This is a genomic window from Streptomyces griseomycini (assembly GCF_014203535.1).
GTDB classification, from domain to species: domain Bacteria; phylum Actinomycetota; class Actinomycetes; order Streptomycetales; family Streptomycetaceae; genus Streptomyces; species Streptomyces griseomycini.
Genome location: NZ_JACHJI010000001.1, coordinates 21379 through 45052, shown reverse-complemented (window position 1 = coordinate 45052; position 23674 = coordinate 21379). Strand labels below are relative to the sequence as shown.

The window sequence follows — 23674 nt, the reverse complement described above, 5'->3', positions numbered from 1 at the left end:
TCCGAAGCCCCCGATCACCGGAAGCCCGGCGCCCGTCCCCGGGCCGTGCCTTCCGTCCCGGGCCGCGGCCTCTTGCCGCGGGGAGTCGGCCGGCGACGGCCGCCGGCCGCCGCGGGACCGCCCCGTCGCGTTCCGCCGCCCGCCGTCCCCCCGGCCCGGCGCCCCGGTTCCGCGGGACCGCCGCGGACATCCGCTTGCCGACGTGCCGGTGTCCCCGACGCGCAGCCGGCAGCCCCGGCCCGCCGTCTCCCCCGGCCCGGACGGCCTCGGCGGCCCCGGTCCGCCGGGCCCTGTCGTCGGGACCGCGCCGTCCACGCGGAGGGCGGCCTCGCGGAGCCGACGGCGGGCGGGGCGGGACGGGAGCCGACGGCGGGACGGGAGCCCGACGACGGGGCTAGAACCCGTGCCGTACCCCGCCGTCCACCGGCAGCATCACGCCCGACAGGTAGGAGGCCGCCGGGGAGAGGAGGAACGCCGCCGTGCGGCCGAACTCCTCCGGGGTGCCGTAACGGCGCAGCGGGATGCGGGACTCGGCCGCCCGGCGGGTGGCCTCCGGGTCGGCGGAGAGGGAGTCCAGCTCGCGGACCCGGTCCGTGTCGATGCGGCCGGGGAGCAGGCCGACGACGCGGATGCCGCGCGGACCCAGCTCGTCCGCGAGGGACTTGGCGAAACCGGCGAGCCCGGGGCGCAGCCCGTTGGAGATGGTCAGGCCGGGGATCGGTTCGTGCACCGAACCGGACAGCACGAAGCCGATGACGCCGCCCTCGCCCAGTTCCGCCGCGGCGGCCCGGGCCATCCGTACCGCACCCAGGAACACCGACTCGAACGCCGCCCGCCACTGCTCGTCGGTGGTGTCGGCGACGAACCCCGGCGGCGGCCCGCCCACGCTGACGAGGATGCCGTCGAAGCGGCCGAACCGCTCACGCGCGGTCGCGATCAGCCGCTCGGGCGCCCGGGGGTCGGCGTTGTCGACGGCCACCCCGACCGCGTCCGGGCCGAGCGCGGACGCCGCCTCGGCGACGCCCTTCTCCTCCCGCCCCGTCACGACCACCTTCGCGCCGTCGGCGACCAGTTCGCGCGCGGAGGCGTTGCCCAGCCCGCGGGTCGCCCCGGTGACGACGTACACCCGGTCCTTCAGTCCAAGATCCATGGTCCTTATCCTGCCCCCTCGTCCCCGAACAGGGCGAGGGCGGTGTTCACCAGGCCGATGTGGCTGAACGCCTGCGGGAAGTTGCCCAGCAGCCGCCCGCCCGCCGGGTCGTACTCCTCCGCCAGCAGACCCACGTCGTTGGCGAGCCCCAGCAGCCGCTCGAACAGCTCGCGCGCCTCCTTCTTCCGTCCCGTCATGTGCAGGGCGTCCGCGAGCCAGAACGAGCACACCAGGAAGGTGCCCTCGGTCCCGGGCAGCCCGTCGACGGTCGCCCGGTCGGTGGAGTAGCGGTGCAGGAAACCGTTCTGCTCCAGCTCCGCACGGACCGCGTCGATCGTGCCGAGCACCCGCGGATCGTCGGGCGGCAGGAAACCCACCCGGGGGATCAGCAGCAGGGCGGCGTCGAGTTCGCGCGAGCCGTAGAACTGCGTGAAGGTGTTCCGCTCGGGGTCGTAGCCCTTCTCGCACACCTCCCGGTGCACCTCGTCGCGCAGCGCCCGCCAGCCGTCGAGGTCGCCGTCGAAGTCCGGGTGCTCCCGGAGCGTGCGCACGGCGCGGTCGGCCGCCACCCACACCATCACCTTGGAGTGCACGAAGTGGCGCCGGCCGCCGCGCACCTCCCACAGCCCCTCGTCCGGCTGCCGCCACGCCGTGCGCAGGTAGTCCATCAGGACCGTCTGCAGCGCCCACACGTCCGGCTGCGGGGAGAGTCCCGAACGCCGGGCCAGGTCCAGGGAGTCCATGACCTCGCCGTACACGTCCAGCTGGAGCTGGTCCACGGCGGCGTTGCCGATCCGCACGGGCGCGGCACCGCCGAAGCCGGACAGCCACGGCAGCTCGAACTCGGGCAGCCGCCGTTCGCCCGCCAGGCCGTACATGATCTGCAGGTCCGCCGGGTCGCCCGCGACCGCGCGCAGCAGCCAGTTGCGCCAGGCCTCCGCCTCTTCCTGGTACCCGGCCGCCAGCAGCGTGTTCAGGGTGAGCGTGGCGTCCCGCAGCCAGCAGAAGCGGTAGTCCCAGTTGCGCACCCCGCCCGGCTCCTCCGGCAGCGAGGTGGTGGGCGCGGCGACGATGCCGCCGGTGGGGGCGTAGGTGAGCGCCTTGAGGGTGATCAGCGACCGGACGACCGCGTCCCGGTACGGGCCGTCGTAACGGCAGCGGGCCGCCCAGGCGCGCCAGTCCGCGGTGCTGTGCCGCAGCGCGGAGTACGGGTCGATCAGCGGCGGGCGCGGCTCGTGGGAGGGGTGCCAGGTGAGCACGAACGCGACCCGCTCACCCTCCCGCACCGTGAACTCCGAGAGCGTGCCGGAGTCCTCGCCCCAGGTGCGCACCTCCGGCTCGCTGCGCAGCCACACCGAGTCCGGCCCGGCCACCGCCACCCGGTGGCCGTCCTCCCTGCGCACCCAGGGCACGACCGAGCCGTAGTCGAAGCGCAGCCGCAGCGTGCTGCGCACGGTCACCTCGCCGCGCACGCCCTGCACGATGCGCACCAGGTCGGGCGCGCGGTCGCGCTGGGGCATCAGGTCGGTGACCCGCACCGCCCCGTCCGGGGTCTCCCACTCGGTGTCCAGGATCAGGGTGTCGGGGCGGTAGGCGCGGCGGGCGCACCGGTCCGCGCCGACGGGGGCGATCCGCCAGTGGCCGTTGTCCTCGTCGCCGAGCAGCCGGGCGAAGCAGGCCGCCGAGTCGAAGCGGGGCAGGCAGAGCCAGTCGACCGAGCCGTCCGCGCCCACCAGGGCAGCGGTCTGTTCGTCGCCGATGAGCGCGTAGTCCTCGATACGGTGCACGGGGTCCGGGTTCCCGGCCGTCCGGCGCGGCAATCAGGGACGGTCCGGGTGGGCGGCGGACCGGGACCGTCCGGCACGGTCCGCCGGGCGGTCGGTCTCCCTAGACCGCCGCCGGTTCCGACTCCTCGGCGTCCGCCTTCCCGGCGGCCGCCTCCGCGCGCTCCCGGGCCTCGCGGCGGACCAGGATCACCCAGCCGACGGGGACGCCCGCGGCGAACAGCCACCACTGGACGGCGTACGCCATGTGGTTGCCGATGCTGTCGTGATCGGGGGCGGGGATCGGCTCCGGTGTGTCCCCGGACGGCGCGGGCTCGGTCAGCTCGACGTAGCCGCCGAGGACCTGCTTGCCGAGGCGCTCGGCCGCCTGCCCGCTGTCGATCAGCATGACCTGCCGGTCGGGCAGCTCCTCGAGGTTCTTGATGCCGCTGTCCTCGGTCGTCTGGTCCGGCAGCAGCCGCCCGGTGACGGTGACCTCGCCCTTCGGCGGCGCGGGGATCTCCGGGAACGCGCTCTGGCTCCGTCCGTCGGAGGGGACCCAGCCCCGGTTGACCATGAGGACCTTGCCGTCGTCGAGCACGAAGGGGGTCAGGACGTGGTAGCCGACCCTGTCGTCCGCGTTGGTGCGGCGGCGCACGACGACCTCGTCCTCGGGGGCGAAGCGGCCCTTCGCCGTCACCCTGCGGTACCGGTCGTCGTCGTCGACCTCCGCCCCGGGCGAGGTCAGGGACTCGGCCGGCACCGGCTTCGCGGCCAGGGAGTCGGCGATCACCTGGTTCAGCGCGACGCGGCGCTCATGGCGGTGCAGCTGCCAGAAGCCCAGCTCGATCATCGTCGGGACGAGCACGAGCGCCACGAGGGTGAGGATCACCCACTGGCGGGACAACAGGAAGCGGTACACCCCACGACCGTACAACTCGGTCGTGGGGTCCGTGGAGGCGGGTACGTCCTTCACACGCGGTCGACGATCCCCACCTTCCCCTCGGCGCGGGCGCAGTGGGCGCCGCAGTACCAGTGGCCGTCGGCCTCGACGCCCTGTCCGATGATCTGCACCCGGCAGTGCTCGCAGATCGGGGCCATGCGGTGGATCGCACAGGAGAAGCAGTCGAAGACGTGCACCGCGCCCTGCGCGTGCACCTCGAAGGTCATTCCGTAGCTGTTGCCGCAGACTTCACATGTCGCCATGCGCCACAGGGTGAGCCGTCGGCCCGGCGCGGGCGAGCGGGCGGCGGGCGAGTCGCCCGGCAATCACCCGTCCGTACGGTTCGCCCCTCCGGCGCGTCCGGGCCCTCCCGCGCGTCCGGGCCGTCCAGTGCTCCCGGTCCGCCCCGCGTTCCCGGTCCCGCCCCGTGCGCACGGGCCCCGTCGTTCCCGGACCCGCCCGTCTCCGCGCCGGTCAGTCGTCCGAAGCGGGTTCGACGTTCCCGAGCAGCTGACCGAACGCGGCCTCGTCGACGACCGGCGTGCCGTACTGCCGGGCCTTGACCACCTTGGAGGTGCCCGAGTCCGGGTCGTTGGTGACGAGGAGGCTGGTGAGCCGGGACAGGCTGGTGGCGACGTGCAGTCCGGCCTCGGTCGCGCGGTCCTCCAGCAGCTCCCGCTCGACGGAGGTGTCGCCGGAGAAGGCCACCCGCATGCCCTGCTTGAGCCGCTTGCCCGGTTCGTACCGCCCGGGGTTGGGGTAGGGGCAGGCGGGCCTCCTGCGGGACGGGCGCCAACCGGTCGACCGGTTGGCGGCGGGCCCCGCCTGCTGTCCGGTGCGGGGCCGGTCCGCCCACTCCGTCAGCGGCCGGCACTCGTGCAACGGCAGCCGCACGCCGCTCGCCGCCGCGGCCCGCAGACTGGGCCGGAACGCCTCCGCCAGCACGCGCGCGTCGTCCAGCGCGTGGTGCGCCCGCCGCTGGACGACACCGAAGTGCGCGGCGAGCGACTCCAGCTTGTGGTTGGGCAGCGGAAGCCCCAGTTCCTTCGAGAGGGCGATGGTGCACAGCCGCTGCTTGACCGGCGCCTCGCTCCGGGCGCGGGCGTACTCCCGGGCGATCATCTGCCAGTCGAAGACGGCGTTGTGCGCGACGAGCACCCGGCCCTCCAGCCGGGTCGCGAACTCCTCGGCGACGTCGCGGAAGAGGGGCGCCCCCTCCAGCACCTCGCTCGTCAGACCGTGGATCCACACCGGGCCCGGATCCCGCTCCGGGTTGACCACCGTGTACCAGTGGTCCTCGACCTCGCCGCGCGCGTCCAGCCGGTAGACGGCCGCGGAGATGATGCGGTCGTCGCGGGCCAGCCCCGTGGTCTCCACGTCGACGACCGCGTATCCCCGCGGGTACGCGGCCGGCCACGCGATGGGGGAGGACGCTGCGGTCGTGAGGTCTTCGAGCATGGTTCACGAGGATACGGGCCGCGACTGACAGCACCGTCCGTCAGGTGCCGTGCGCGGCCCGGCCGCCCCTCACCAGCGGATCGGTACGGGCAGGGCGGTCAGCAGGCCCGACACGGCGACCACCGCGCCCAGCAGGTACACCTCCGCCCGTGCGGGGGTGGCGGCGGTCAGCGGGTCGGCCGCGCGGGCCAGCCGGATCCGGGCCCACAGGGCGAGCGCGGCGACACCGGCCATCAGGATCACCTTGGCGAGCAGGACGCGCCCGTACGCCGTGTCCGTCAGCTGTTCCAGGATCGTCTCCGGCGGCATGCGGCGCAGCGAACTGCACACCCCCGTCGCGGTGAGGACGGCGAGCAGGACGGCCGCCACGCGCGCGTAGCGTCCCAGCAGCGCGCCGCCCGCCTCCGCCCCCCGCCACAGCCGCAGGGTGCGCAGCACGTACAGCAGGCCGCCCACCCACAGCGACGCGCAGGTCAGGTGCACCAGCGTCAGCCCGGAGCCGACGAGCGGGCTGTACTCGGTCGTCGGATGCGCGCGCAGGGCCTCCGCGACGACCACCACGGCCAGCGGCCAGACCTGGGTCCCCGGACGGCCGGAGGCGGCGCACAGGGCCGCCGCGAGGAACGCGTTGACCTCCAGGAGGGCGAGCTTGCCGTCCCGGGTCGCGTACAGGCCGCCGACGTCGATGTCGGCCAGGCTGTCGGGGACCAGGTTGCCGGTGGCCACCACGGAGGCGAGCCCGAGGGCGGCCGCGAAGCCGACGGCGCCCGCCGCGACGGACCAGCTGCGGGGCACGGCCGGGGGAGCGCCGGGCACGGAACGGATCAGCCGCTTGATGAACAGCTCGCCGACGGGTACGGACAGCGCGGCGAACAGCACCGTGCGCAGCAGGGCTATGCCGCCGGTGCCGGGCGCCTCGTCCTCCCCGGTGCCGTGCAGGGCGGGGGACGGGCCGAGGAGCGGTATCAGCGCGGCCACCGCCACCAGCGCGATCACGGCGACGGCCCGGCCGGCGCCGGGACGCCTGGCGCCTCTGTGCGCACCGGTCGCCCCGGACCTGGGATTCGTCAGAGTCACCCCTGGATCTTCACAAGCGCCCACAGAACCGGGCAAGTCCGGGGTGGAAGTGACGGTGCGACATTCCGGGCTGGTGGAACGTTCCGAGCCACCCGGCCGGGCCCGCCGGCCGGTGCGCCGCGGGGAGACCGCCCGCCGTCCGGCCCGGCTCCGTCCGTCACCCCCAGCGCGCCGGGTCGGCTCCCCACGGCCCGGGCGGCCGAGCCCAGTCGTCCGGGCCGCCGGCGAACGACACCGGGGACGGCGCGTACCGCAGCGTTCCCAGCGGGCTGTCCCGCTCCGCGAGCCGGACGTCGACGGGCGCCGCGGACTCCCGCCCGCCCGAGGACCCCTCAGTTCCGGTACCCGCGCCCGCGGCTCCTTCGAGCAGCCACCCCGCGGTCCGCGCCAGTGCCACCCGTACGACCCTGCTGCCGCCCTCGTCCACCTGCTCGGTGAGCGCCCGCAGCACCCCGGCCGCCAGCAGGTACCCCGTGCCGTGGTCGAGCGCCTGGGCCGGCAGCGCGCCCGGCCGGCGGACCGAACCCTCGGCCGCCGCGATCCCCGTGGCCACCTGCACCAGGCTGTCGAAGCCGCGCCGGCCGCCCCACGGCCCGCGGGCCCCCCACGCCGACAACTGGGCCACCACCACGCCGGGCCGGCGCCCGGCCAGCGCCTCGGGGGCCAGCCCGAAGCGGTCCAGCGCGCCCGGACGGTACCCGGTGACCACCGCGTCCGCCGTCGCGAGCAACTCCTCGAAGGCGTCCCGGCCGGTCGCCAGGTCCAGCCGCGCCGACCGCTTCCCGAAGCCCGTGTCGGCGTGCTGGTCGGGGAGTTCGGGCAGCCACGGGGCGTCCACGCGCAGCACGTCCGCGCCGAGCAGGGCGAGCGTGCGGGTGGCGACCGGCCCCGCGACGACCCGGGTGAGGTCCAGCACCCGCAGCCCGGCGGCGGGCAGCAGCGGATCGCGGTCCGCGCGCGGGCACACCCGCGCGGGCGCGGAGTCCAGCCGCCCCCGCTCCACCAGGGGGAGTCCCCGCACCGCCGCGCCCTGCTCGTGCGCGGCCCACTCCTCGGGCGTCCGCAGGGCGACGGCGAGGCCCCCGGCCGCGTGCACGGCCTCCTCGGTCTCCGGCGCCGACCGCTCGGCGAGCGCCGCCGCCACCGCCTCCGGGCGGTCCGGCACGCCCAGCGCGGCGAGCAACCGGGCCCGGTGGTGCGGGTAGTTGGCGTGCGTGCGCACCCACCCGTCGGCCGTGCGCCAGAACCGCGACAGCGGCGCGAAGGCGACCGGCGCCCGTCCGCCGACCCGCAGGTGCCGCTCGCTGACGAACGCCGCCGCCACGGCCCCGTCGTCCACCCGCACCGCCGGCACGCCGGCGAGCCCCGCCCGCCGCGCCCCCAGCTCCGCGGCGGCCAGCGCGCACGCGCCCACGCAGGCGCGCGCCGCCTCCCGCACCGGCAGGCGCGCCCGGAGCGCACCGGGCCGTTCGACGGCCGAGACGTGCGCGAGGAGGGCGGGATCGCCGCCCAGCGCGGACCAGACGTGCGCGATATCCATCATGACCGCACTATGCAGTATTGACCCGATCAATACGCGGGAAGGCCCGGTCACGGGGTCCGGACAGCGGAAAGGCCGGGCGAGACGCCCGGCCCACCGCTCTCACGGGTCCTGCCCGACGGCTACCGCGTCACCGCGTCCAGCGCGTCGGCCGTGCCCCAGCCGTAGAAACCGTTGCGGTTCTTCGGCCCCTCGCACACCGCGTCGACCTTGCCGTCGGCGTCGATGTCGTACGGGTCCGTGCACGCGGTGGCGTCGGCCTCCGCGTACAGCAGGGCCTTCACCAGCGCCGGCGAGGCGTGCGGGTGCGTCGACTTGATCAGTGCGGCGACGCCCGCGACGTGCGGGGACGCCATCGACGTACCCGCCATGTAGCCCCACTTGCCGCCGGGCAGCGTGCCCAGGATCAGGCCGCTGGTGGCGGGGGCCTCCGGCTTCTGGTACGCCGTCGAGTCGCCGCCGGGCGCGGCGATGTCGACGACCCCCCGGCCGTAGTTGGAGAAGGACGACTTCAGCCCCTTGGCACCGGTCGCCGCGACCGTCACGACACCCGGCAGCTGGGTCGGTATGTCGTAGCACTCGGACGGGTCGATCACCCGGTCCGACGGAGTGGAGTCGTTCGGGGAGGACGGGTCGGTGATCTCGTCGGCCGCGAGGTCGTAGTTCTCGTTGCCGGCCGCGGCCACGTTGACCGCGCCCTTGCGCTCCGCGTACCGCGAGGCCCGGGTGACGGCCTCGACGAGCGCCTTCTGGTCCGGGTCGTTCTTGCAGTTGAAGTACCAGGGGTCGGTGTAATAGCTGTTGTTGGTGACGTCGACCCCGTGCTCGGCCGCCCACATGAAGCCGCACACCACGGCCTCGGTGTAGAAGAAGCCGTCCGGGTTGGACACCTTGATGCCCGAGACCTTCACGCCGGGCGCGACACCGGTCATGCCGACGCCGTTCTTGGCGGCGGCGATCTCACCGGCGACGTGCGTGCCGTGCGCGCTCTCGGACGGGCCCGGACGCCAGGCGCCCTCGCTCGTGTCCGGCTTGCCCGACACGCAGTTGACCGACGCGTCCCGGTCGAAGTTGGGCGCGATGTCGGGGTGGGTGTCGTCGACGCCGGTGTCGATGACGGCGACGGTGACCTTCGGGCTGCCCAGCGACTTCTCGTGCGCCCGGTCCGCCTTGATGGCGGGCAGGTCCCACTGCAGCGGCTGGAGCGGGTCCTGCCCCTCGACGGCCTCGGCCTCGGCGGCCTCCGCCGCGCTGAGCACCTTCGGGGTGCCCATGTCGGTGGTGGCCGCCGACGGCAGCGGCGCGGTGCGAGTGGCACCGGCCGACTGCACCCCGCGCACCTTCCGGACGGTCTTCGCGAAGTCGGGGTCCGAGGAGTGGACGACGATGACGCCGATCTTGTCGTACGACGTCACGACGGTGCCGCCGGCCCTGCCGATCGCCTCCTTCACCTGCGCCGACGTGCCGTGACCGCCACGGACGTTGACGACGTAGCTGAGCGGGGTGCCGTCGGCGGAGGCCGAGGCCGCCCCGTCGGCGGCCGGCGCGGCCGTGGCCGCGGTGTTCGGCAGGAACGCGAGCGCCGTGGCCACGGCCATCCCGGCCGGGATCACGAGCGCACGGCGGTGGCGCGGGTGAGACGCGGTCATGGGGTCTCCAGTTCGTTCACTGATGCGGGCGGACGGGTCCGAAGCCGTGAGTTCCGGCTCTCACTTGACGGCGCGCAGCGCGTTGACGATGCCGAAGCCGTAGAAGCCGTTGACCCGCTTCCCGCCCTCGCACGTCGCGTCCTGCGTGCCGTCGCCGTCCTGGTCGTAGGACTCCGGGCAACCGGGGTTGTCCGCCTGCGCCTTCAGCATCGCCTGCAGCGCGGCCGGGGAGGCCCAGGGGTGCTTGGACTTCAGCAGCGCGGCCACGCCGGCGGCGTGCGGCGAGGCCATCGAGGTGCCCTGCAGGAAGGCGTACTCGCCGTTCGGCATGGTGGACAGGATGCGTCCGTCCTTCGACGGGGTGTCCGGCAGCTGGTAGCGGCGGTCGCCGCCCGGCGCCGCGACGTCGACGACGCCCTTGCCGTACGTGGAGTAGTACGACTTGAGGTTCTGCACGCCCGTCGCGCTGACCGTGACGATGCCCGGCAGCTGGGTCGGCACGTCGAGGCACTCGCTCGGGTCGATGGTCCGCGTCACCGGCGTGGTGTCGTTGGGGCTGGAGTCGTCGACGATCGCGTCGGAGGCCAGGTCGTGGTTGGAGTTGCCGGCCGAGGCCAGGTGCAGGGTGCCCTTGCGCTGGGCGTACAGCTGGGCCCGGTTGACCGCGTCGACGATCGCCCTCTGGTCCGGGTCGTCCTTGCAGTTGTACAGCCACGGGTCCACGTAGTAGCTGTTGTTCGTGATCTCGACGCCGTGGTCGGCGGCGAACACGAAGGCGCAGACGACGTTCTCCGGGTAGAAGAGACCGTTGTCCGGGTCGCTCACCTTGATGCCGGCCACCTTGACGCCGGGCGCGACACCGGCGACGCCGACGCCGTTGCGGGCCGCGGCGATCTCACCGGCCACGTGCGTGCCGTGGTAGTCCTCGTCCGTGTACGGGCGCCAGGCGCCCTCGCTGGTGTCCGCCTTGCCGCCGACGCAGTTGGCCGACTGGGAGGCGGAGAAGTTCGGGGCGAGGTCCGGGTGGGTGTCGTCGACGCCGGTGTCGATCACGGCGACGGTCACCTTGCTGCTGCCCGGGTTGATCCGCGCGGCCTCGTCGGCCCCGATCGCCCGCAGGTCCCACTGGTCGGCCTCGAGCGGCTCGCTGCCGGGGGTCTCGGCGGAGGCGGCCTGCGTCCGCGCGGCCTCGGCGGCCGTCACGTAGTCGGCGGCACCCTCGTCCGTCGTCCCGGCGCGGGTCAGCGGCGCGGTGCGGGTGGCACCGGCGGACTGCACTCCGCGCGCCTTGCGTATCTCCTCGCCGAACTCCGGGTTCGCCGAGTGGACGACGATCACGCCGATCCTGTCGTACGTGACCACGACGGTCCCGCCGGCCGCGGCGACCGCCTTCTCCACCGAGGCGATCGTGCGGCGGTCCACCCTGGTGTTGACGACATACGCCAGGGTGGGCGCGTCCGCCGCCTGCTCGGCCGTCGGCGCCGTCCGCGGGGCGGCCGCCGAGGCCGCCGCCGGCAGGAAGCCGAGCGAGGCGGTCAGGGACAGCACGACGGGTACGGCGAGGGCGAGCCGGCGTCTGGAACGCAGATGAGCCATGGGGTCTCCACATCATCCGGAAACGAAACCGGCCCGAGGCACAGGTGGTGCTCGGGCAGGTACATGACGGGGTGGTGCAGGGCGAAGCTATCCCGCGATGTTGCTGGCCAGCAACGCCTTCCCGGAAGAACTTCACAGAGATGGGCCCGAATGTCCCGCAGAAGTCCCGCACGGTGCCCCGCGCGACGTCCTCCCCGGTGTCCCGCGCGGCGTCCCGCGGAAAGAAGCGAACACGGTTGAACCGGTCCTCGCGTGGCGCCGTGACCTTGTGCAGGAAGCGCGGGGACACTCGCCTTCCGTCCCCGTCCGACCGCACCACTACGCGAGGAGACTCCGTGGCCGCCGAAGCACCGCCCCCCTCGACAGAACGACACAAACTCCCCACGCCCGAGGAGTTCACCGAGGTGCAGGAGAGCGCTGAGTTCGGTGAACTGCGCCGCTCCTACCGCTCCTTCGCCTTCCCGCTGACCGTCGCCTTCATCGCCTGGTACCTGCTGTACGTCCTGCTCTCCAACTACGCGGGCGACTTCATGGGCGCCAAGCTGTTCGGCAACATCAACGTCGCCTTCGTCTTCGGCGTCCTGCAGTTCGTCACCACCTTCCTCATCGCCTGGTGGTACTCCCGGCACGCCGCCGTCAAGCTCGACCCCAAGGCCGAGGCCATCAAGACCCGTATGGAGGGCGGCGCATGAGCCCCGCGATCACCCATGTCACCCTCGCGGCGAACGAGGCCAGCGAACACCGCGGGCTCATCATCACGCTGTTCGCGCTGTTCGTCCTCGCGACCCTCGGCATCACCGTCTGGGCGGGCCGGCAGACCAAGGACGCCGCCGACTTCTACGCGGGCGGGCGCCAGTTCAGCGCCTTCCAGAACGGACTCGCGGTCTCCGGCGACTACATGTCGGCCGCGTCCTTCCTCGGCATCGCGGGCGCCATCGCCCTCTTCGGCTACGACGGCTTCCTCTACTCCATCGGCTTCCTGGTCGCCTGGCTCGTGGCGCTCCTCCTGGTCGCCGAGCCACTGCGGAACTCCGGCCGCTACACCATGGGCGACGTCCTCGCCTACCGCATGCGCCAGCGCCCCGTGCGCACCGCGGCCGGCACCTCCACCATCGTCGTGTCGATCTTCTACCTGCTGGCCCAGATGGCGGGCGCGGGCGTCCTCGTCTCGCTCCTGCTCGGCATCACCTCCGACGCCGGCAAGATCCTCATCGTCGCCCTCGTCGGCGTCCTGATGATCGTGTACGTCTCCATCGGCGGCATGAAGGGCACCACCTGGGTCCAGATGGTCAAGGCCGTGCTGCTCATCGGCGGCACCCTCCTGATCACCTTCCTGGTGCTGCTGAAGTTCGACTTCAACATCTCCGACCTGCTGGGCAAGGCCGCCGACAACAGCGGCGCGGGCGCCGCCTTCCTGGAGCCCGGCCTGCAGTACGGCGCGGACGGCACCACCAAGCTGGACTTCATCTCCCTCGGCATCGCCCTGGTGCTCGGCACCGCCGGCCTGCCGCACATCCTGATCCGCTTCTACACGGTGCCCAACGCCAAGGCCGCCCGTAAGTCCGTGAACTGGGCCATCGGCATCATCGGCGGCTTCTACCTGATGACCATCGCGCTCGGCTTCGGCGCCGCGGCGCTCATCTCGCGGGACGAGATCATCGCCTCGAACCCGTCCGGCAACACGGCCGCCCCGCTGCTCGCCCTGCACCTGGGCGGCGTCGACTCGACCTGGGGCGCGATCCTGCTCGCCACCATCTCGGCGGTCGCCTTCGCGACGATCCTCGCCGTGGTCGCCGGACTCACCCTCGCCTCGTCGTCCTCCTTCGCGCACGACATCTACGCCAACGTCATCCGCAAGGGGAAGGCCACCGAGAAGGAGGAGATGAGGGCGGCCCGCTGGGCGACCGTCTTCATCGGCGTCGTCTCCATCGCGCTGGGCGCCCTCGCCCGCGACCTGAACGTGGCCGGCCTGGTCGCGCTGGCCTTCGCGGTCGCCGCGTCCGCCAACCTGCCGACCATCCTCTACAGCCTGTTCTGGAAGCGGTTCACCACCCAGGGCGCGCTGTGGTCGATCTACGGCGGTCTCATCGTCGCCGTCGGGCTGGTGCTGTTCTCGCCCGTCGTCTCCGGCGACCCCAAGGCGATGTTCCCGGACGTCGACTTCGCCTGGTTCCCGCTGAAGAACCCGGGCATCATCTCCATCCCGTTCGGCTTCCTGATGGGCTGGCTGGGCACCGTCCTGTCCAAGGAGGAGCCCGACGCCAAGAAGTACGCGGAGCTGGAGGTCCGGTCGCTGACCGGCACCGGCGCCCACTGACCCGCACACCGCGCGGCCGCGTCGTGGAGACCCCCTGTAGGTCCCTACGACGCGGCCGCCGTGCGTCTTGTCACATCGGGTCGCTGTGGGTTGTCGGTGGTGTCCCGTAGGCTCACGGGTACGGGACACGAGTGATCCGCGTCGAGGGAGGGGCCGCGTGCTCATCGACACCTACGGCCGTGTGGCCACCGACCTGAGGGTCTCGCTGACCGACCGGTGCAATCTGCGGTGCACCTACTGCATGCCCGAGGAGGGCCTGCAGTGGCTGGCCAAGCCGGACCTGCTCACGGACGACGAGATCGTCCGCCTCATCGGCATCGCGGTCACCTCCCTGGGGGTCGAGGAGGTCCGCTTCACCGGCGGCGAGCCCCTGCTCCGCCCCGGCCTGGTCGGCATCGTCGAGCGCGTCGCCGCCCTCGAGCCCCGCCCGCAGACGTCGCTGACCACCAACGGCATCGGGCTGAGGCGCACCGCGCGCGCCCTGAAGGAGGCGGGCCTGGACCGGGTCAACGTCTCCCTCGACACGCTGCGCCCGGGCGTCTTCAAGACCCTCACCCGCCGCGACCGCCACCAGGACGTCCTCGACGGCCTGTCCGCCGCCCGCGAGGCCGGGCTGACCCCGGTGAAGGTCAACTCGGTCCTGATGCCGGGGCTCAACGACGACGAGGCCCCCGACCTGCTCGCCTGGGCCGTGGAACACGGCTACGAGCTGCGCTTCATCGAGCAGATGCCCCTGGACGCCCAGCACGGCTGGAAGCGCGACGGCATGATCACCGCCGGGGACATCCTCGCCTCCCTGCGCACCCGCTTCGAGCTGACCCCCGAGGGCGACGAGGCGCGCGGCTCGGCACCGGCCGAGCGCTGGCTGGTCGACGGCGGCCCCCACCGCGTCGGCGTCATCGCCTCCGTCACCCGCCCCTTCTGCCGTGCCTGCGACCGCACCCGCCTCACGGCCGACGGACAGGTCCGCACCTGCCTGTTCGCCACCGAGGAGACCGACCTGCGCGCCGCCCTGCGCTCCGGCGCCCCCGACGAGGAGATCGCCCGCGTCTGGAAGCTGGCCACGTGGGGCAAGAAGGCGGGCGCGGGCCTGGACGACCCGTCCTTCGTCCAGCCGGACCGCCCGATGTCGGCGATCGGCGGCTGAGGGGCCCGACCGGGGAGTCCGGCCGAGGGGCCCGACCGGGGAGGCCCGGTTGAGGGGGCCGTGTCCCTACGCCCCCTCGGGCGCCTCCCACTCCTCGAACCGCACGACGTCCTTGAGGAACCCGCGCACCCCGAGGAACTGCGAGAGGTGCTCGCGGTGCTCCTCGCACGCCAGCCACGTCTTGCGGCGCTCCGGCGTGTGGATCTTCGGGTTGTTCCAGGCGAGCACCCACACGGCGGCGGTACGGCAGCCCTTGGCGGAACAGATCGGCGTCTCGGGATCAGGGACCATCACACCGCCGACCCTAACCCGATCGGCTCAGTGCGCGGGCCCGGGAAAAGGCGACGCCGAGCAGCCACGGGGGGAGCTGCCCGGCGTCGGTCCGTCGCTCCGACGGGGGATGCGGAGCGCGTACGAAGTATGTCACGGGTCACCCCGCCCCCGGCACCGGAACAACATGATTGATCTGAGCTTTTCTTGAGCTTGGCGGGGAAGCGTCTCCCGCTCGGCACCGTCGCCGGGCCCGCCTCCGGTACCGCCCGGTCCTCACGGCCGCTCGGACCGCTCCGTTCGCGCGCCCGGCGGGGGACCGGACGCCACGTCTTCCGAGTCCGGTTCCGCCTCGCCGTCATGCGGCCGCGACGGCGCGATCATCGGTTTCATCGGCGTCGTCACGAACGTCGAGGGCAGCGACGGCGTGTTCTCACGCCCCGCGTTGGCGATCACCACCGCGATGTACGGCAGCACCGCTCCCAGGACCAGCGCCACGATCGCGACGTGCCGTTCCACGTTCCAGAGCGTGGCCGCGAGGATGACCGAGATCGTACGGACGGCCATCGAGATCACGTAGCGGCGCTGCCGCCCGCGCACGTCCTCCTGGAGGCCCGCCCGGGCGCCGGTGATCCGGAACACCTGGACGCCGCCACCGCCATGCTGCTTCCGCATCACATTCCACCATCCGCCCGCATCGGACTCCTCCCGACCCTGACCGTCCCGTGACCGGTCGGGGACACCGGGCCCGGACAGGTCCACGGTACGCCGCGCCCGCGCGGGTCACGAGACCGGGTCGTCCCGTCCCCGTCCACCCGGCCTGCGCCGTAGCGCGTACGACACCACCCGACATGCGGCGTACCGCCGTTCGGCGGACACTGGCCGTAATGCGCACGTCACGTCGTACGAGGAGGCAGTCATGGGCTGGTTGTGGGCGATCATCGTGGGATTCGTGCTCGGTCTGATCGCCAAGGCGGTGATCCCGGGGAAGCAGCACCTCCCCCTGTGGCTCGCCACCATCTGCGGCATGCTCGGCGCCATCGCGGGCAACGCCATGGCGCAGGGCTTCGGTGTGCGGGCGACGCCCGGCATCGACTGGAGCCGGCACATCTTCCAGCTGGTGGCCGCGATCGTCATCGTCGCCCTTGCCGACATGCTGTACAACGCGATGCAGCGCAGGAGGCACCAGCGGCAGCGGGTCTGACCGCCCCGCGGTACGGCGACCACGCACCGGTCGGCGGGCGCACGGCGAGGGGCGGTCTCCGGCACCCGCCGGAGACCGCCCCTCGCAAGCCGCGCACCGGGCGCGTCCGCCCGCGCCGGTCTCAGCCGGCCGTGACCTCCACCGCCGCCAGGTTCTTCTTGCCCCGGCGCAGCACCAGCCAGCGCCCGTGCAGCAGGTCCTCGTGCGCGGGGACGGCGTCCTCGGCGGCGACCTTGGCGTTGTTCACGTAGGCGCCTCCCTCCTTCACCGTGCGCCGCGCGGCCGACTTGCTCGCCACCAGACCGACCTCCGCGAACAGGTCGACGACCGGGCCGAGCTCGGACACCCGGACGTGCGGCACCTCCGAGAGGGCCGCCGCCAGCGTCTTCTCGTCCAGGTCCGTCAGCTCGCCCTGACCGAAGAGGGCCTTGGAGGCGGCGATCACGGCGGCCGTCTGGTCGGCGCCGTGCACCAGCGTCGTCAGCTCCTCCGCCAGCGCGCGCTGCGCGGCCCGGGCCTGCGGCCGCTCCTCCGTCTGCTTCTCCAGCTCCTCCAGCTCCGCACGGGACCGGAAGGACAGGATGCGCATGTAGCGCGAGATGTCCCGGTCGTCCGTGTTCAGCCAGAACTGGTAGAACGCGTACGGCGTCGTCATCTCCGGGTCGAGCCAGACGGCGCCGCCCTCGGTCTTGCCGAACTTGGTGCCGTCCGCCTTCGTCATCAGCGGCGTCGCGTAGGCGTGGACGTCGGCGTCCGGCTCCAGCCGGTGCAGCAGGTCCAGCCCCGCCGTGAGGTTGCCCCACTGGTCGCTGCCGCCCTGCTGCATCGTGCAGCCGTACCTCCGGTACAGCTGGAGGAAGTCCATGGCCTGCAGCAGCTGGTAGCTGAACTCCGTGTAGCTGATGCCCTCCGAGGACTCCAGGCGCCGGGCCACGGAGTCCTTCGTCAGCATCTTGTTGACGCGGAAGTGCTTGCCGATGTCCCGCAGGAACTCGATGGCGGAGAGGTTCTGCGTCCAGTCGAGGTTGTTGACCATCGCGGCCGCGTTCTCGCCCTCGAAGGACAGGAACGGCTCGATCTGGCCGCGCAGCCGCTCGACCCAGCCGGCGACGGTCTCCGGCGGGTTCAGCGTGCGCTCCGCCGTCGGGCGGGGGTCGCCGATCTGGCCCGTGGCGCCGCCGACCAGCGCCAGCGGCCGGTGACCGGCCTGCTGGAGCCGGCGCAGGGTGAGCACCTGCACCAGGTGCCCCACGTGCAGCGACGGCGCGGTCGGGTCGAAGCCGCAATAGAACGTGACGGGACCGTCCGCGAGCGCCTTGCGCAAAGCGTCCTCGTCGGTGGACTGGGCGAACAGCCCGCGCCACTTCAGCTCGTCGACGATGTCCGTCACGGTTCTCGTGTCTCCTAGGTGGTGGTGCCCGGTGATCTTCGGCCGGCCGGGTGACGGCCGACTGCGAACGCCTACGAGGTTATACGCCCTGGCTGACGGAGCTCATGTTGAAATCGGGGACGCGCAGCGCCGGCATCGCCGCCCTGGTGAACCAGTCACCCCACTCCCTGGGCAGCGTCTTCTCCGTACGCCCCGCCTCCGTGGCCCGGCCCAGCAGGCCCACCGGCGACTCGTTGAACCGGAAGTTGTTGACCTCGCCGGTCACCTCCCCGTTCTCGACGAGGTAGACGCCGTCCCGGGTGAGACCGGTCAGCAGCAGCGTCGCCGGGTCGACCTCGCGGATGTACCACAGGCAGGTCAGCAGCAGTCCGCGCTCGGTGGACGCCACCATCTCCTCCAGGGAGCGGTCCTCGACCCCGTCGAGGATCAGGTTGTCGATCCCCGGTGCCACGGGCAGCCCGGTCAGGGCCGCGCTGTGCCGGCTGGTGGTCAGGTGGTTCAGCTCACCCTCGCGGATCCACTCCGTGGCCGCCAGCGGCAGCCCGTTGTCGAACACCGACTGGTCGCCGCCGGAGGAGTGCGCGATCACGAAGGGCGCCGACTCCAGGCCCGGCTCGTCCGGGTCGCTGCGCAGGGTCAGAGGCAGCTCGCTCAGCTTCTCGCCGACCCGGGTGCCGCCGCCCGGCCTGGAGAACACCGTGCGGCCCTCGGCCGCGTCCCGGCCCGAGGCCGACCACAGCTGGTAGATCAGCAGGTCCGCCACGGCGGTCGGCGGCAGCAGCGTCTCGTACCGGCCGGCGGGCAGCTCCAGACGCCGCTCGGCCCAGCCCAGCCGCACGGCCAGCTCGGCGTCGAGCGCCGCCGGATCGACGTCCTCGAAGTCCCGCGTGGACCGCCCCGCCCACGCCGACCGCGTACGGTCCGGCGACTTGGCGTTCAGCTCCAGCGTGCCGTTCGGCTGGTCGTGCCGCAGCCGCAGCCCCGTCGACGTCCCCAGGTAGCTGGAGACCAGCTCGTGGTTGGCGAAGCCGTACAGCTCCCGGCCGCCCGCACGCGCGCGTGCGAACGCCTCGCCGAGCGCCGGCGCGAAGTCGGCGAACACGGCGGAGGAGGTCTCCGCGGGCGCCTCGGTGAACCCGGGGGAGTGGGCCACCCCCGTGACCAGCGGCTGCGCGTCCTCGGCCGGGCCCGCGCCCCGCGCGGCGGCCTCGGCGGCCCGCACCACGGGCTCCAGCTCGTCCGCGGTCACCGCGGACCGGGACACCACCCCGGATGCGGTGCCCTCCTTGCCGTCCACCGTGGCGACCACGGTGAGCGTGCGCCCGCGGGTGACGCCGTTCGTGGTCAGCGCGTTGCCCGCCCAGCGCAGGTTGGCGGTGGAGTGCTCGTCGGCGATCACGACACAGCCGTCGGCCCGGGACAGTTCCAGGGCGCGCTCGACGATCTCGTGCGGCTTGGTGGTGCGCGCGCTCATCGACCGGCCTCCTGCGTGGTGTTGAGACTGTGCTTTCCCGGGGGACAACCCCCGGACCCCCGGCCGACCCGGATGCTGACGCTCATCGACCGGCCTCCTGCGTGGTGTTGAGGATGTTGACTCCCTTGAAGAGGGCGGACGGGCAGCCGTGCGAGACCGCCGCCACCTGTCCGGGCTGGGCCTTGCCGCAGTTGAAGGCGCCGCCCAGGACGTACGTCTGCGGACCGCCGACGGCGGCCATGGAACCCCAGAAGTCGGTGGTCGTGGCCTGGTAGGCGACGTCCCGCAGCTGCCCCGCGAGCCGCCCGTTCTCGATCCGGTAGAAGCGCTGCCCGGTGAACTGGAAGTTGTAGCGCTGCATGTCGATGCTCCACGACCGGTCACCGACCACGTAGATGCCCCGGTCCACGCCCCCGATCAGGTCCTCGGTCGACATCCCTGCCGGATCCGGCCGCAGCGACACGTTGGCCATGCGCTGCACCGGCACGTGCCCGGGGGAGTCCGCGAACGCGCATCCGTTGGACCGCTCGAACCCGGTGAGCCGCGCGATGCGGCGGTCCAACTGGTAGCCGACCAGCGTGCCGTCCTTCACCAGGTCCCAGGACTGCGCCTCGACGCCCTCGTCGTCGTAGCCGACGGTGGCCAGGCCGTGCTCGGCGGTGCGGTCGCCGGTGACGTTCATCAGCTCCGAGCCGTAGCGCAGCTTCCCGAGCAGGTCGAAGGTGGCGAACGAGGTCCCGGCGTAGGCCGCCTCGTAGCCGAGCGCGCGGTCCAGCTCGGTGGCGTGCCCGATGGACTCGTGGATGGTCAGCCACAGGTTGGACGGGTCGACGACCAGGTCGTACAGCCCCGGCTCCACGCTCGGCGCCCGCATCTTCTCGGCGAGCAGCTCCGGGATCCGTCCCAGCTCGTCGTCCCAGTCCCAGCCGGTGCCCCGCAGGTACTCCCAGCCGCGGCCGACGGGCGGCGCGAGGGTCCGCATGGAGTCGAACTCGCCGCTCGACCCGTCCACCGACACGGCCGTGAACACCGGGTGCAGCCGCACGCGCTGCTGCGTGGTCACGGTCCCGGCGGTGTCGGCGTAGAACTTGTTCTCGTGCACGGTGAGCAGCGAGGCGTCGACGTGGTCCACCCCGTCCGCCGCCAGCAGCCGCGCGCTCCACTCGGCCAGCAGCCCGGCCTTCTCCTCGTCGGGCACGGTGAACGGGTCGATCTCGTACGACGACACCCAGGTCCGGTCGGCGTGCACCGGCTCGTCGGCCAGCTCGACCCTCTCGTCGGACCCGGCGGCCCGGATCACCTGCGCGGACAGCTGCGCCATCGCCACCGCCTGCGAGGCGACCCTGGCGGCGGCGTCGAGGGTGAGGTCCACCCCGGACGCGAACCCCCACGTCCCGCCGTGCACCACGCGCACCGCGTACCCGAGGTCGGTGGTGTCCGACGATCCGGCGGGCTTGGCGTCCCGGAACCGCCAGGACGCGCTGCGCACCCGCTCCAGGCGGAAGTCCGCGTGCTCCGCCCCGAGCGCACGCGCGCGGGCGAGCGCGGCGTCGGCGAGGGCCCTCAGCGGGAGCGCCAGAAACGACTGATCGACTTCATGGGGCACGGTGTGGTTTCCCTTCGGGGTGCGTGCCGGGGTGACCGTCACGGGCAGTGAATCATGCCGCACAGCCCGCGCTCCCGGGAAAATCCGCACCCCGGTCCCCCGACCTCCGCGAGCACCGGTGGCCGGTGGTGCCGGCGGGCGTCCGAACTGTAGGGATCCGACAGAGCGACCCGTCGGCCACTGTCGGTGCCCGAATGTCCTCCGGCGGACCGGGACCGATAGGTTTTCGGGGAAGCCGCCTGTCGTCGTCCTCTGTCATCCGGGCGTTCGGGCGGGAACGAAACCGCTATCGAAAGGGTGATCCGTTGAGCCGCTCGGTTCTCGTCACCGGAGGCAACCGGGGCATCGGCCTCGCCATCGCCCGCGCATTCGCCGAGGCAGGCGACAAGGTCGCCGTCACGTACCGCTCGGGTGAGCCGCCGGCCGCCCTGACGGACCTGGGCTGCCTGGCCGTCAAGTGCGACATCACCGACACCGAGCAGGTGGAGCAGGCCTACAAGGAGGTCGAGGAGGCGCACGGCCCCGTCGAGGTCCTCGTGGCCAACGCCGGCGTCACCAAGGACCAGCTGCTGATGCGGATGTCGGAGGAGGACTTCACCTCCGTCGTCGACACCAACCTCACCGGTACCTTCCGCGTCGTCAAGCGCGCCAACCGCGGCATGCTGCGGGCCAAGAAGGGCCGCGTCGTGCTGATCTCCTCGGTGGTCGGGCTGCTCGGCTCCGCGGGGCAGGCGAACTACGCCGCCTCCAAGGCCGCCCTGGTCGGCTTCGCGCGCTCCCTCGCCCGTGAGCTGGGTTCGCGCAACATCACCTTCAACGTCGTCGCACCCGGCTTCGTCGACACCGACATGACCAAGGTGCTCACCGACGAGCAGCGCGCGAACATCGTGTCGCAGGTGCCGCTCGGCCGGTACGCGCGGCCGGAGGAGATCGCCGCGGCGGTGCGGTTCCTCGCCTCGGACGACGCCTCGTACATCACTGGAGCCGTCATCCCCGTTGACGGCGGACTGGGAATGGGTCACTGATCACCATGAGCGGAATTCTCGAGGGCAAGCGCGTCCTGATCACCGGTGTGCTGATGGAGTCCTCCATCGCCTTCCACACCGCCAAGCTGGCCCAGGAGCAGGGCGCCGAGATCATCCTGACCGCCTTCCCGCGGCCCACCCTGACCGAGCGCATCGCCAAGAAGCTGCCCAAGCCCACCAAGGTCATCGAGCTCGACGTCACCAACGACGAGCACCTGGGCCGCCTGGCCGACGTCGTCGGCGAGGAGCTCGGCGGTCTCGACGGCGTCGTGCACTCCATCGGCTTCGCACCGCAGGACGCGCTCGGCGGCAACTTCCTCAACACGCCGTTCGAGTCGGTCTCCACGGCCATGCACGTCTCGGCGTTCTCCCTGAAGTCGCTCACCATGGCCTGCCTGCCGCTGATGCAGAACGGCGGCTCCGTCGTCGGCCTCACCTTCGACGCGCAGTACGCCTGGCCGCAGTACGACTGGATGGGCCCGGCCAAGGCCGCCCTGGAGGCGACCAACCGCTACATGGCGCGCGACCTGGGCAAGCAGAACATCCGCTGCAACCTCATCTCCGCGGGCCCCATCGGCTCGATGGCCGCCAAGTCCATCCCCGGCTTCGCCGAGCTGGCCTCCGTCTGGGACACCCGCGCCCCGCTGGAGTGGGACCTGAAGGACCCGGAGCCGGCCGGCCGCGGTGTCGTCGCGCTGCTGAGCGACTGGTTCCCGAAGACCACGGGCGAGATCGTCCACGTCGACGGCGGTCTGCACGCCGTCGGCGCCTGACCCGACGCCCCGCCGGGGCCCGCGTCCACGGAGGGCGCGGGCCCTCGGCGTGTCCGGGCGCGTCACCCGTTCGGCTCAGCAGTGCGGGCGGGACGGGACGTCGGCGGGGCATCGTGGAGGGGCGCGCCCGTCGCGTGATCCCCCTCCCCAGCACGGCCGAGGAGGTCCCCTTGTGCGCTTGTCCCGCTTGGCCTCAGCGACCGTCGCCGTCGCCTTCGTGCTCGCCCTGCCGTACGAGGCGAGGGCGCACGCGCGCGTGCACCCCACCGAGACGCGGTCCGGCGATCTGTTCGGCGCCGCCTGCCGGATCCGCGTCGACGGTTCCCACGTGACCGCGTACTGCCACAACCCCTATCCGGCCACCGATCACGTCAGCCTGCACGTCGAGTGCGTCCGCTGGTGGGACCTCGACAGCGACGGTTCCCCGGTGGCCGCCGGGCCCGCGCAGACCGTGGAGCTGACCGGACGCTGCTGGAAGGAGGTCCGCTCGGCGTGGATCAGCCACCGGAGGGCGGCCTGAATCACTCGTCGGCGGACCGTCGGTCCCCCGCGGACCCCCGGCCTCCGGTGGCCGGACCGAACCGCCCCGGACGGCACAGGAACGGATAGGCGGCGGCCTCCTCGGCCGCCGCCGCCCCGTCGCCCGCGCGGATCGCGTCCACCAGCCGCCCGTGGTCCATGTGCGTCTCCGGCGTCAGCTCCCGGCCCACGTCGTCGCGCAGCCAGTCCCGCAGCACCTCGCTCAGGTCCGCGTACATCGCGGTCATCACGTCGTTGTGCGAGGCGGCCACGACGGCCAGGTGGAACGTCGCGTCCGCCGCCACGAACGCCTCCGCATCACCCGACTCCCAGGCCTCCTCGCGGCGCAGCAGCAGCGTGTCGAGCTGCTTGAGGTCCTTCTCCGTGCGCCGCTGTGCGGCCAGCCGCGCCGCGGCCGACTCCAGGGTGGAGCGGAGCTCGGCGACGTGCCGGGGGTCGGCGTCGGCGAAGCGGCGGTGCATCACGCCGGCCAGCTCGCTCGTGGCCACCACGTACGTGCCCGAGCCCTGGCGGATGTCCAGCAGCCCGTTGTGCGCGAGCGCGCGGACGGCCTCGCGGACCGTGTTGCGGGCGACCCCCAGCTGCTCGACCAGCTCCGGTTCGGTCGGGATGCGTGTGCCGACCGGCCACTCGCCCGAGGTGATCTGGGCCCGCAGCGCGGCGATGACCTGTTCGGACAGCGCCGAACGACGGGGATGGTTCAAAGGCATGGCACACCTTCGCACGACAGGGGCGCCGTACGGAGCCCTCGA

22 protein-coding genes are annotated in these 23674 nt (G+C 72.9%); 7 read left to right on the top strand and 15 right to left on the bottom strand.

The window, feature by feature from the left end; all coding sequences use genetic code 11:
• Nucleotides 1-394: 394 nt before the first annotated feature.
• The 9 genes from FHS37_RS00210 to FHS37_RS00170 all read right to left on the bottom strand — a co-directional run bounded on the left by FHS37_RS00210 (nucleotide 395) and on the right by FHS37_RS00170 (nucleotide 11176).
• A complete protein-coding gene (locus FHS37_RS00210) occupies nucleotides 395-1150 on the bottom strand; it encodes an SDR family oxidoreductase (protein WP_184816910.1) in 756 nt (251 codons plus the stop codon).
• Between the two features lie 5 nt (nucleotides 1151-1155).
• Nucleotides 1156-2937: a glycoside hydrolase family 15 protein gene (locus FHS37_RS00205; RefSeq protein WP_184816909.1), complete on the bottom strand. Its 1782-nt coding sequence runs from the start codon at nucleotides 2935-2937 to the stop codon at nucleotides 1156-1158.
• Between the two features lie 100 nt (nucleotides 2938-3037).
• Entirely contained in the window at nucleotides 3038-3835 is a 798-nt protein-coding gene (locus FHS37_RS00200; RefSeq protein WP_184816908.1) for an SURF1 family cytochrome oxidase biogenesis protein, read from the bottom strand.
• A 50-nt stretch (nucleotides 3836-3885) separates the two neighbouring features.
• The gene (locus FHS37_RS00195) at nucleotides 3886-4119 is read right to left on the bottom strand and encodes a metallothionein (protein ID WP_184816907.1); all 234 of its coding nucleotides are present in this window, start codon (nucleotides 4117-4119) and stop codon (nucleotides 3886-3888) included.
• A gap of 211 nt (nucleotides 4120-4330) precedes the next feature.
• Nucleotides 4331-5314: a DEDDh family exonuclease gene (locus FHS37_RS00190; protein ID WP_184816906.1), complete on the bottom strand. Its 984-nt coding sequence runs from the start codon at nucleotides 5312-5314 to the stop codon at nucleotides 4331-4333.
• A gap of 69 nt (nucleotides 5315-5383) precedes the next feature.
• Complete coding sequence (locus FHS37_RS00185; protein WP_184816905.1) at nucleotides 5384-6391, bottom strand: CopD family protein; 1008 nt, start codon at nucleotides 6389-6391, stop codon at nucleotides 5384-5386.
• Between the two features lie 157 nt (nucleotides 6392-6548).
• Nucleotides 6549-7934 carry a CoA transferase gene (locus FHS37_RS00180; RefSeq protein WP_184816904.1) on the bottom strand — a complete coding sequence of 462 codons (1386 nt, stop codon included), beginning with the start codon at nucleotides 7932-7934 and terminating at the stop codon, nucleotides 6549-6551.
• Between the two features lie 119 nt (nucleotides 7935-8053).
• Nucleotides 8054-9580, bottom strand: coding sequence for a S8 family serine peptidase (locus FHS37_RS00175; protein WP_184816903.1), 1527 nt, complete (start codon nucleotides 9578-9580; stop codon nucleotides 8054-8056).
• Between the two features lie 60 nt (nucleotides 9581-9640).
• A complete protein-coding gene (locus FHS37_RS00170; RefSeq protein ID WP_184816902.1) occupies nucleotides 9641-11176 on the bottom strand; it encodes a S8 family peptidase in 1536 nt (511 codons plus the stop codon).
• Nucleotides 11177-11511: 335 nt separating this feature from the next.
• Here FHS37_RS00170 and FHS37_RS00165 point away from each other — a divergent pair, with 335 nt between their 5' ends.
• The 3 genes from FHS37_RS00165 to moaA all read left to right on the top strand — a co-directional run bounded on the left by FHS37_RS00165 (nucleotide 11512) and on the right by moaA (nucleotide 14640).
• Entirely contained in the window at nucleotides 11512-11868 is a 357-nt protein-coding gene (locus tag FHS37_RS00165; RefSeq protein WP_184816901.1) for a DUF485 domain-containing protein, read from the top strand.
• A complete protein-coding gene (locus FHS37_RS00160) occupies nucleotides 11865-13493 on the top strand; it encodes a monocarboxylic acid transporter (protein WP_184816900.1) in 1629 nt (542 codons plus the stop codon). The genes FHS37_RS00165 and FHS37_RS00160 overlap by 4 nt, the downstream gene beginning before the upstream one ends.
• Nucleotides 13494-13650: 157 nt before the next feature.
• The gene (gene moaA, locus FHS37_RS00155; protein ID WP_229890072.1) at nucleotides 13651-14640 is read left to right on the top strand and encodes a GTP 3',8-cyclase MoaA; all 990 of its coding nucleotides are present in this window, start codon (nucleotides 13651-13653) and stop codon (nucleotides 14638-14640) included.
• A 66-nt stretch (nucleotides 14641-14706) separates the two neighbouring features.
• On the opposite strand, the gene FHS37_RS00150 is transcribed toward moaA, so the two are convergent.
• Both FHS37_RS00150 and FHS37_RS00145 read right to left on the bottom strand, forming a co-directional pair.
• Nucleotides 14707-14931, bottom strand: coding sequence for a hypothetical protein (locus FHS37_RS00150; protein ID WP_184817678.1), 225 nt, complete (start codon nucleotides 14929-14931; stop codon nucleotides 14707-14709).
• 255 nt (nucleotides 14932-15186) lie between these two features.
• Nucleotides 15187-15585 (bottom strand): DUF3099 domain-containing protein, encoded by a 399-nt coding sequence (locus FHS37_RS00145; RefSeq protein WP_184816898.1) that lies wholly within the window; start codon nucleotides 15583-15585, stop codon nucleotides 15187-15189.
• A gap of 244 nt (nucleotides 15586-15829) precedes the next feature.
• On the opposite strand from FHS37_RS00145, the gene FHS37_RS00140 reads away from it, so the two are divergent.
• On the top strand, nucleotides 15830-16114 hold the full coding sequence (locus FHS37_RS00140; RefSeq protein WP_184816897.1) for a GlsB/YeaQ/YmgE family stress response membrane protein: 285 nt from the start codon (nucleotides 15830-15832) through the stop codon (nucleotides 16112-16114).
• 121 nt (nucleotides 16115-16235) lie between these two features.
• Here FHS37_RS00140 and tyrS read toward each other — a convergent pair whose 3' ends face one another.
• The 3 genes from tyrS to FHS37_RS00125 form a co-directional block, all read right to left on the bottom strand.
• On the bottom strand, nucleotides 16236-17504 hold the full coding sequence (gene tyrS, locus FHS37_RS00135) for a tyrosine--tRNA ligase (RefSeq protein WP_184816896.1): 1269 nt from the start codon (nucleotides 17502-17504) through the stop codon (nucleotides 16236-16238).
• Nucleotides 17505-17583: 79 nt separating this feature from the next.
• Entirely contained in the window at nucleotides 17584-18978 is a 1395-nt protein-coding gene (locus tag FHS37_RS00130) for a metallopeptidase TldD-related protein (RefSeq protein WP_184816895.1), read from the bottom strand.
• Nucleotides 18979-19060: 82 nt separating this feature from the next.
• Nucleotides 19061-20584 (bottom strand): TldD/PmbA family protein, encoded by a 1524-nt coding sequence (locus FHS37_RS00125; protein ID WP_184816894.1) that lies wholly within the window; start codon nucleotides 20582-20584, stop codon nucleotides 19061-19063.
• 305 nt (nucleotides 20585-20889) lie between these two features.
• On the opposite strand from FHS37_RS00125, the gene fabG reads away from it, so the two are divergent.
• From fabG to FHS37_RS00110, 3 genes are all read left to right on the top strand, one after another.
• On the top strand, nucleotides 20890-21609 hold the full coding sequence (gene fabG, locus FHS37_RS00120) for a 3-oxoacyl-[acyl-carrier-protein] reductase (RefSeq protein WP_184816893.1): 720 nt from the start codon (nucleotides 20890-20892) through the stop codon (nucleotides 21607-21609).
• Nucleotides 21610-21614: 5 nt separating this feature from the next.
• Nucleotides 21615-22382 (top strand): enoyl-ACP reductase FabI, encoded by a 768-nt coding sequence (fabI, locus tag FHS37_RS00115; RefSeq protein ID WP_184816892.1) that lies wholly within the window; start codon nucleotides 21615-21617, stop codon nucleotides 22380-22382.
• A 172-nt stretch (nucleotides 22383-22554) separates the two neighbouring features.
• On the top strand, nucleotides 22555-22902 hold the full coding sequence (locus FHS37_RS00110; RefSeq protein WP_184816891.1) for a hypothetical protein: 348 nt from the start codon (nucleotides 22555-22557) through the stop codon (nucleotides 22900-22902).
• A 1-nt stretch (nucleotide 22903) separates the two neighbouring features.
• Here FHS37_RS00110 and FHS37_RS00105 read toward each other — a convergent pair whose 3' ends face one another.
• Entirely contained in the window at nucleotides 22904-23632 is a 729-nt protein-coding gene (locus FHS37_RS00105; RefSeq protein ID WP_184816890.1) for a FadR/GntR family transcriptional regulator, read from the bottom strand.
• Between the last annotated feature and the right edge of the window lie 42 nt (nucleotides 23633-23674).

Excerpts from the sequence above, each read along its gene's own strand:
- fabI (WP_184816892.1), top strand. The coding sequence starts at position 21,615 with ATGAGCGGAATTCTCGAGGGCAAGCGCGTCCTGATCACCGGTGTGCTG.
- FHS37_RS00145 (WP_184816898.1), bottom strand. The coding sequence starts at position 15,585 with ATGCGGAAGCAGCATGGCGGTGGCGGCGTCCAGGTGTTCCGGATCACC.
- FHS37_RS00180 (WP_184816904.1), bottom strand. The coding sequence starts at position 7,934 with ATGATGGATATCGCGCACGTCTGGTCCGCGCTGGGCGGCGATCCCGCC.
- FHS37_RS00210 (WP_184816910.1), bottom strand. The coding sequence starts at position 1,150 with ATGGATCTTGGACTGAAGGACCGGGTGTACGTCGTCACCGGGGCGACC.
- FHS37_RS00175 (WP_184816903.1), bottom strand. The coding sequence starts at position 9,580 with ATGACCGCGTCTCACCCGCGCCACCGCCGTGCGCTCGTGATCCCGGCC.
- FHS37_RS00130 (WP_184816895.1), bottom strand. The coding sequence starts at position 18,978 with ATGAGCGCGCGCACCACCAAGCCGCACGAGATCGTCGAGCGCGCCCTG.
- FHS37_RS00140 (WP_184816897.1), top strand. The coding sequence starts at position 15,830 with ATGGGCTGGTTGTGGGCGATCATCGTGGGATTCGTGCTCGGTCTGATC.
- FHS37_RS00190 (WP_184816906.1), bottom strand. The coding sequence starts at position 5,314 with ATGCTCGAAGACCTCACGACCGCAGCGTCCTCCCCCATCGCGTGGCCG.
- FHS37_RS00160 (WP_184816900.1), top strand. The coding sequence starts at position 11,865 with ATGAGCCCCGCGATCACCCATGTCACCCTCGCGGCGAACGAGGCCAGC.
- FHS37_RS00195 (WP_184816907.1), bottom strand. The coding sequence starts at position 4,119 with ATGGCGACATGTGAAGTCTGCGGCAACAGCTACGGAATGACCTTCGAG.
- FHS37_RS00105 (WP_184816890.1), bottom strand. The coding sequence starts at position 23,632 with ATGCCTTTGAACCATCCCCGTCGTTCGGCGCTGTCCGAACAGGTCATC.
- FHS37_RS00170 (WP_184816902.1), bottom strand. The coding sequence starts at position 11,176 with ATGGCTCATCTGCGTTCCAGACGCCGGCTCGCCCTCGCCGTACCCGTC.
- FHS37_RS00150 (WP_184817678.1), bottom strand. The coding sequence starts at position 14,931 with ATGGTCCCTGATCCCGAGACGCCGATCTGTTCCGCCAAGGGCTGCCGT.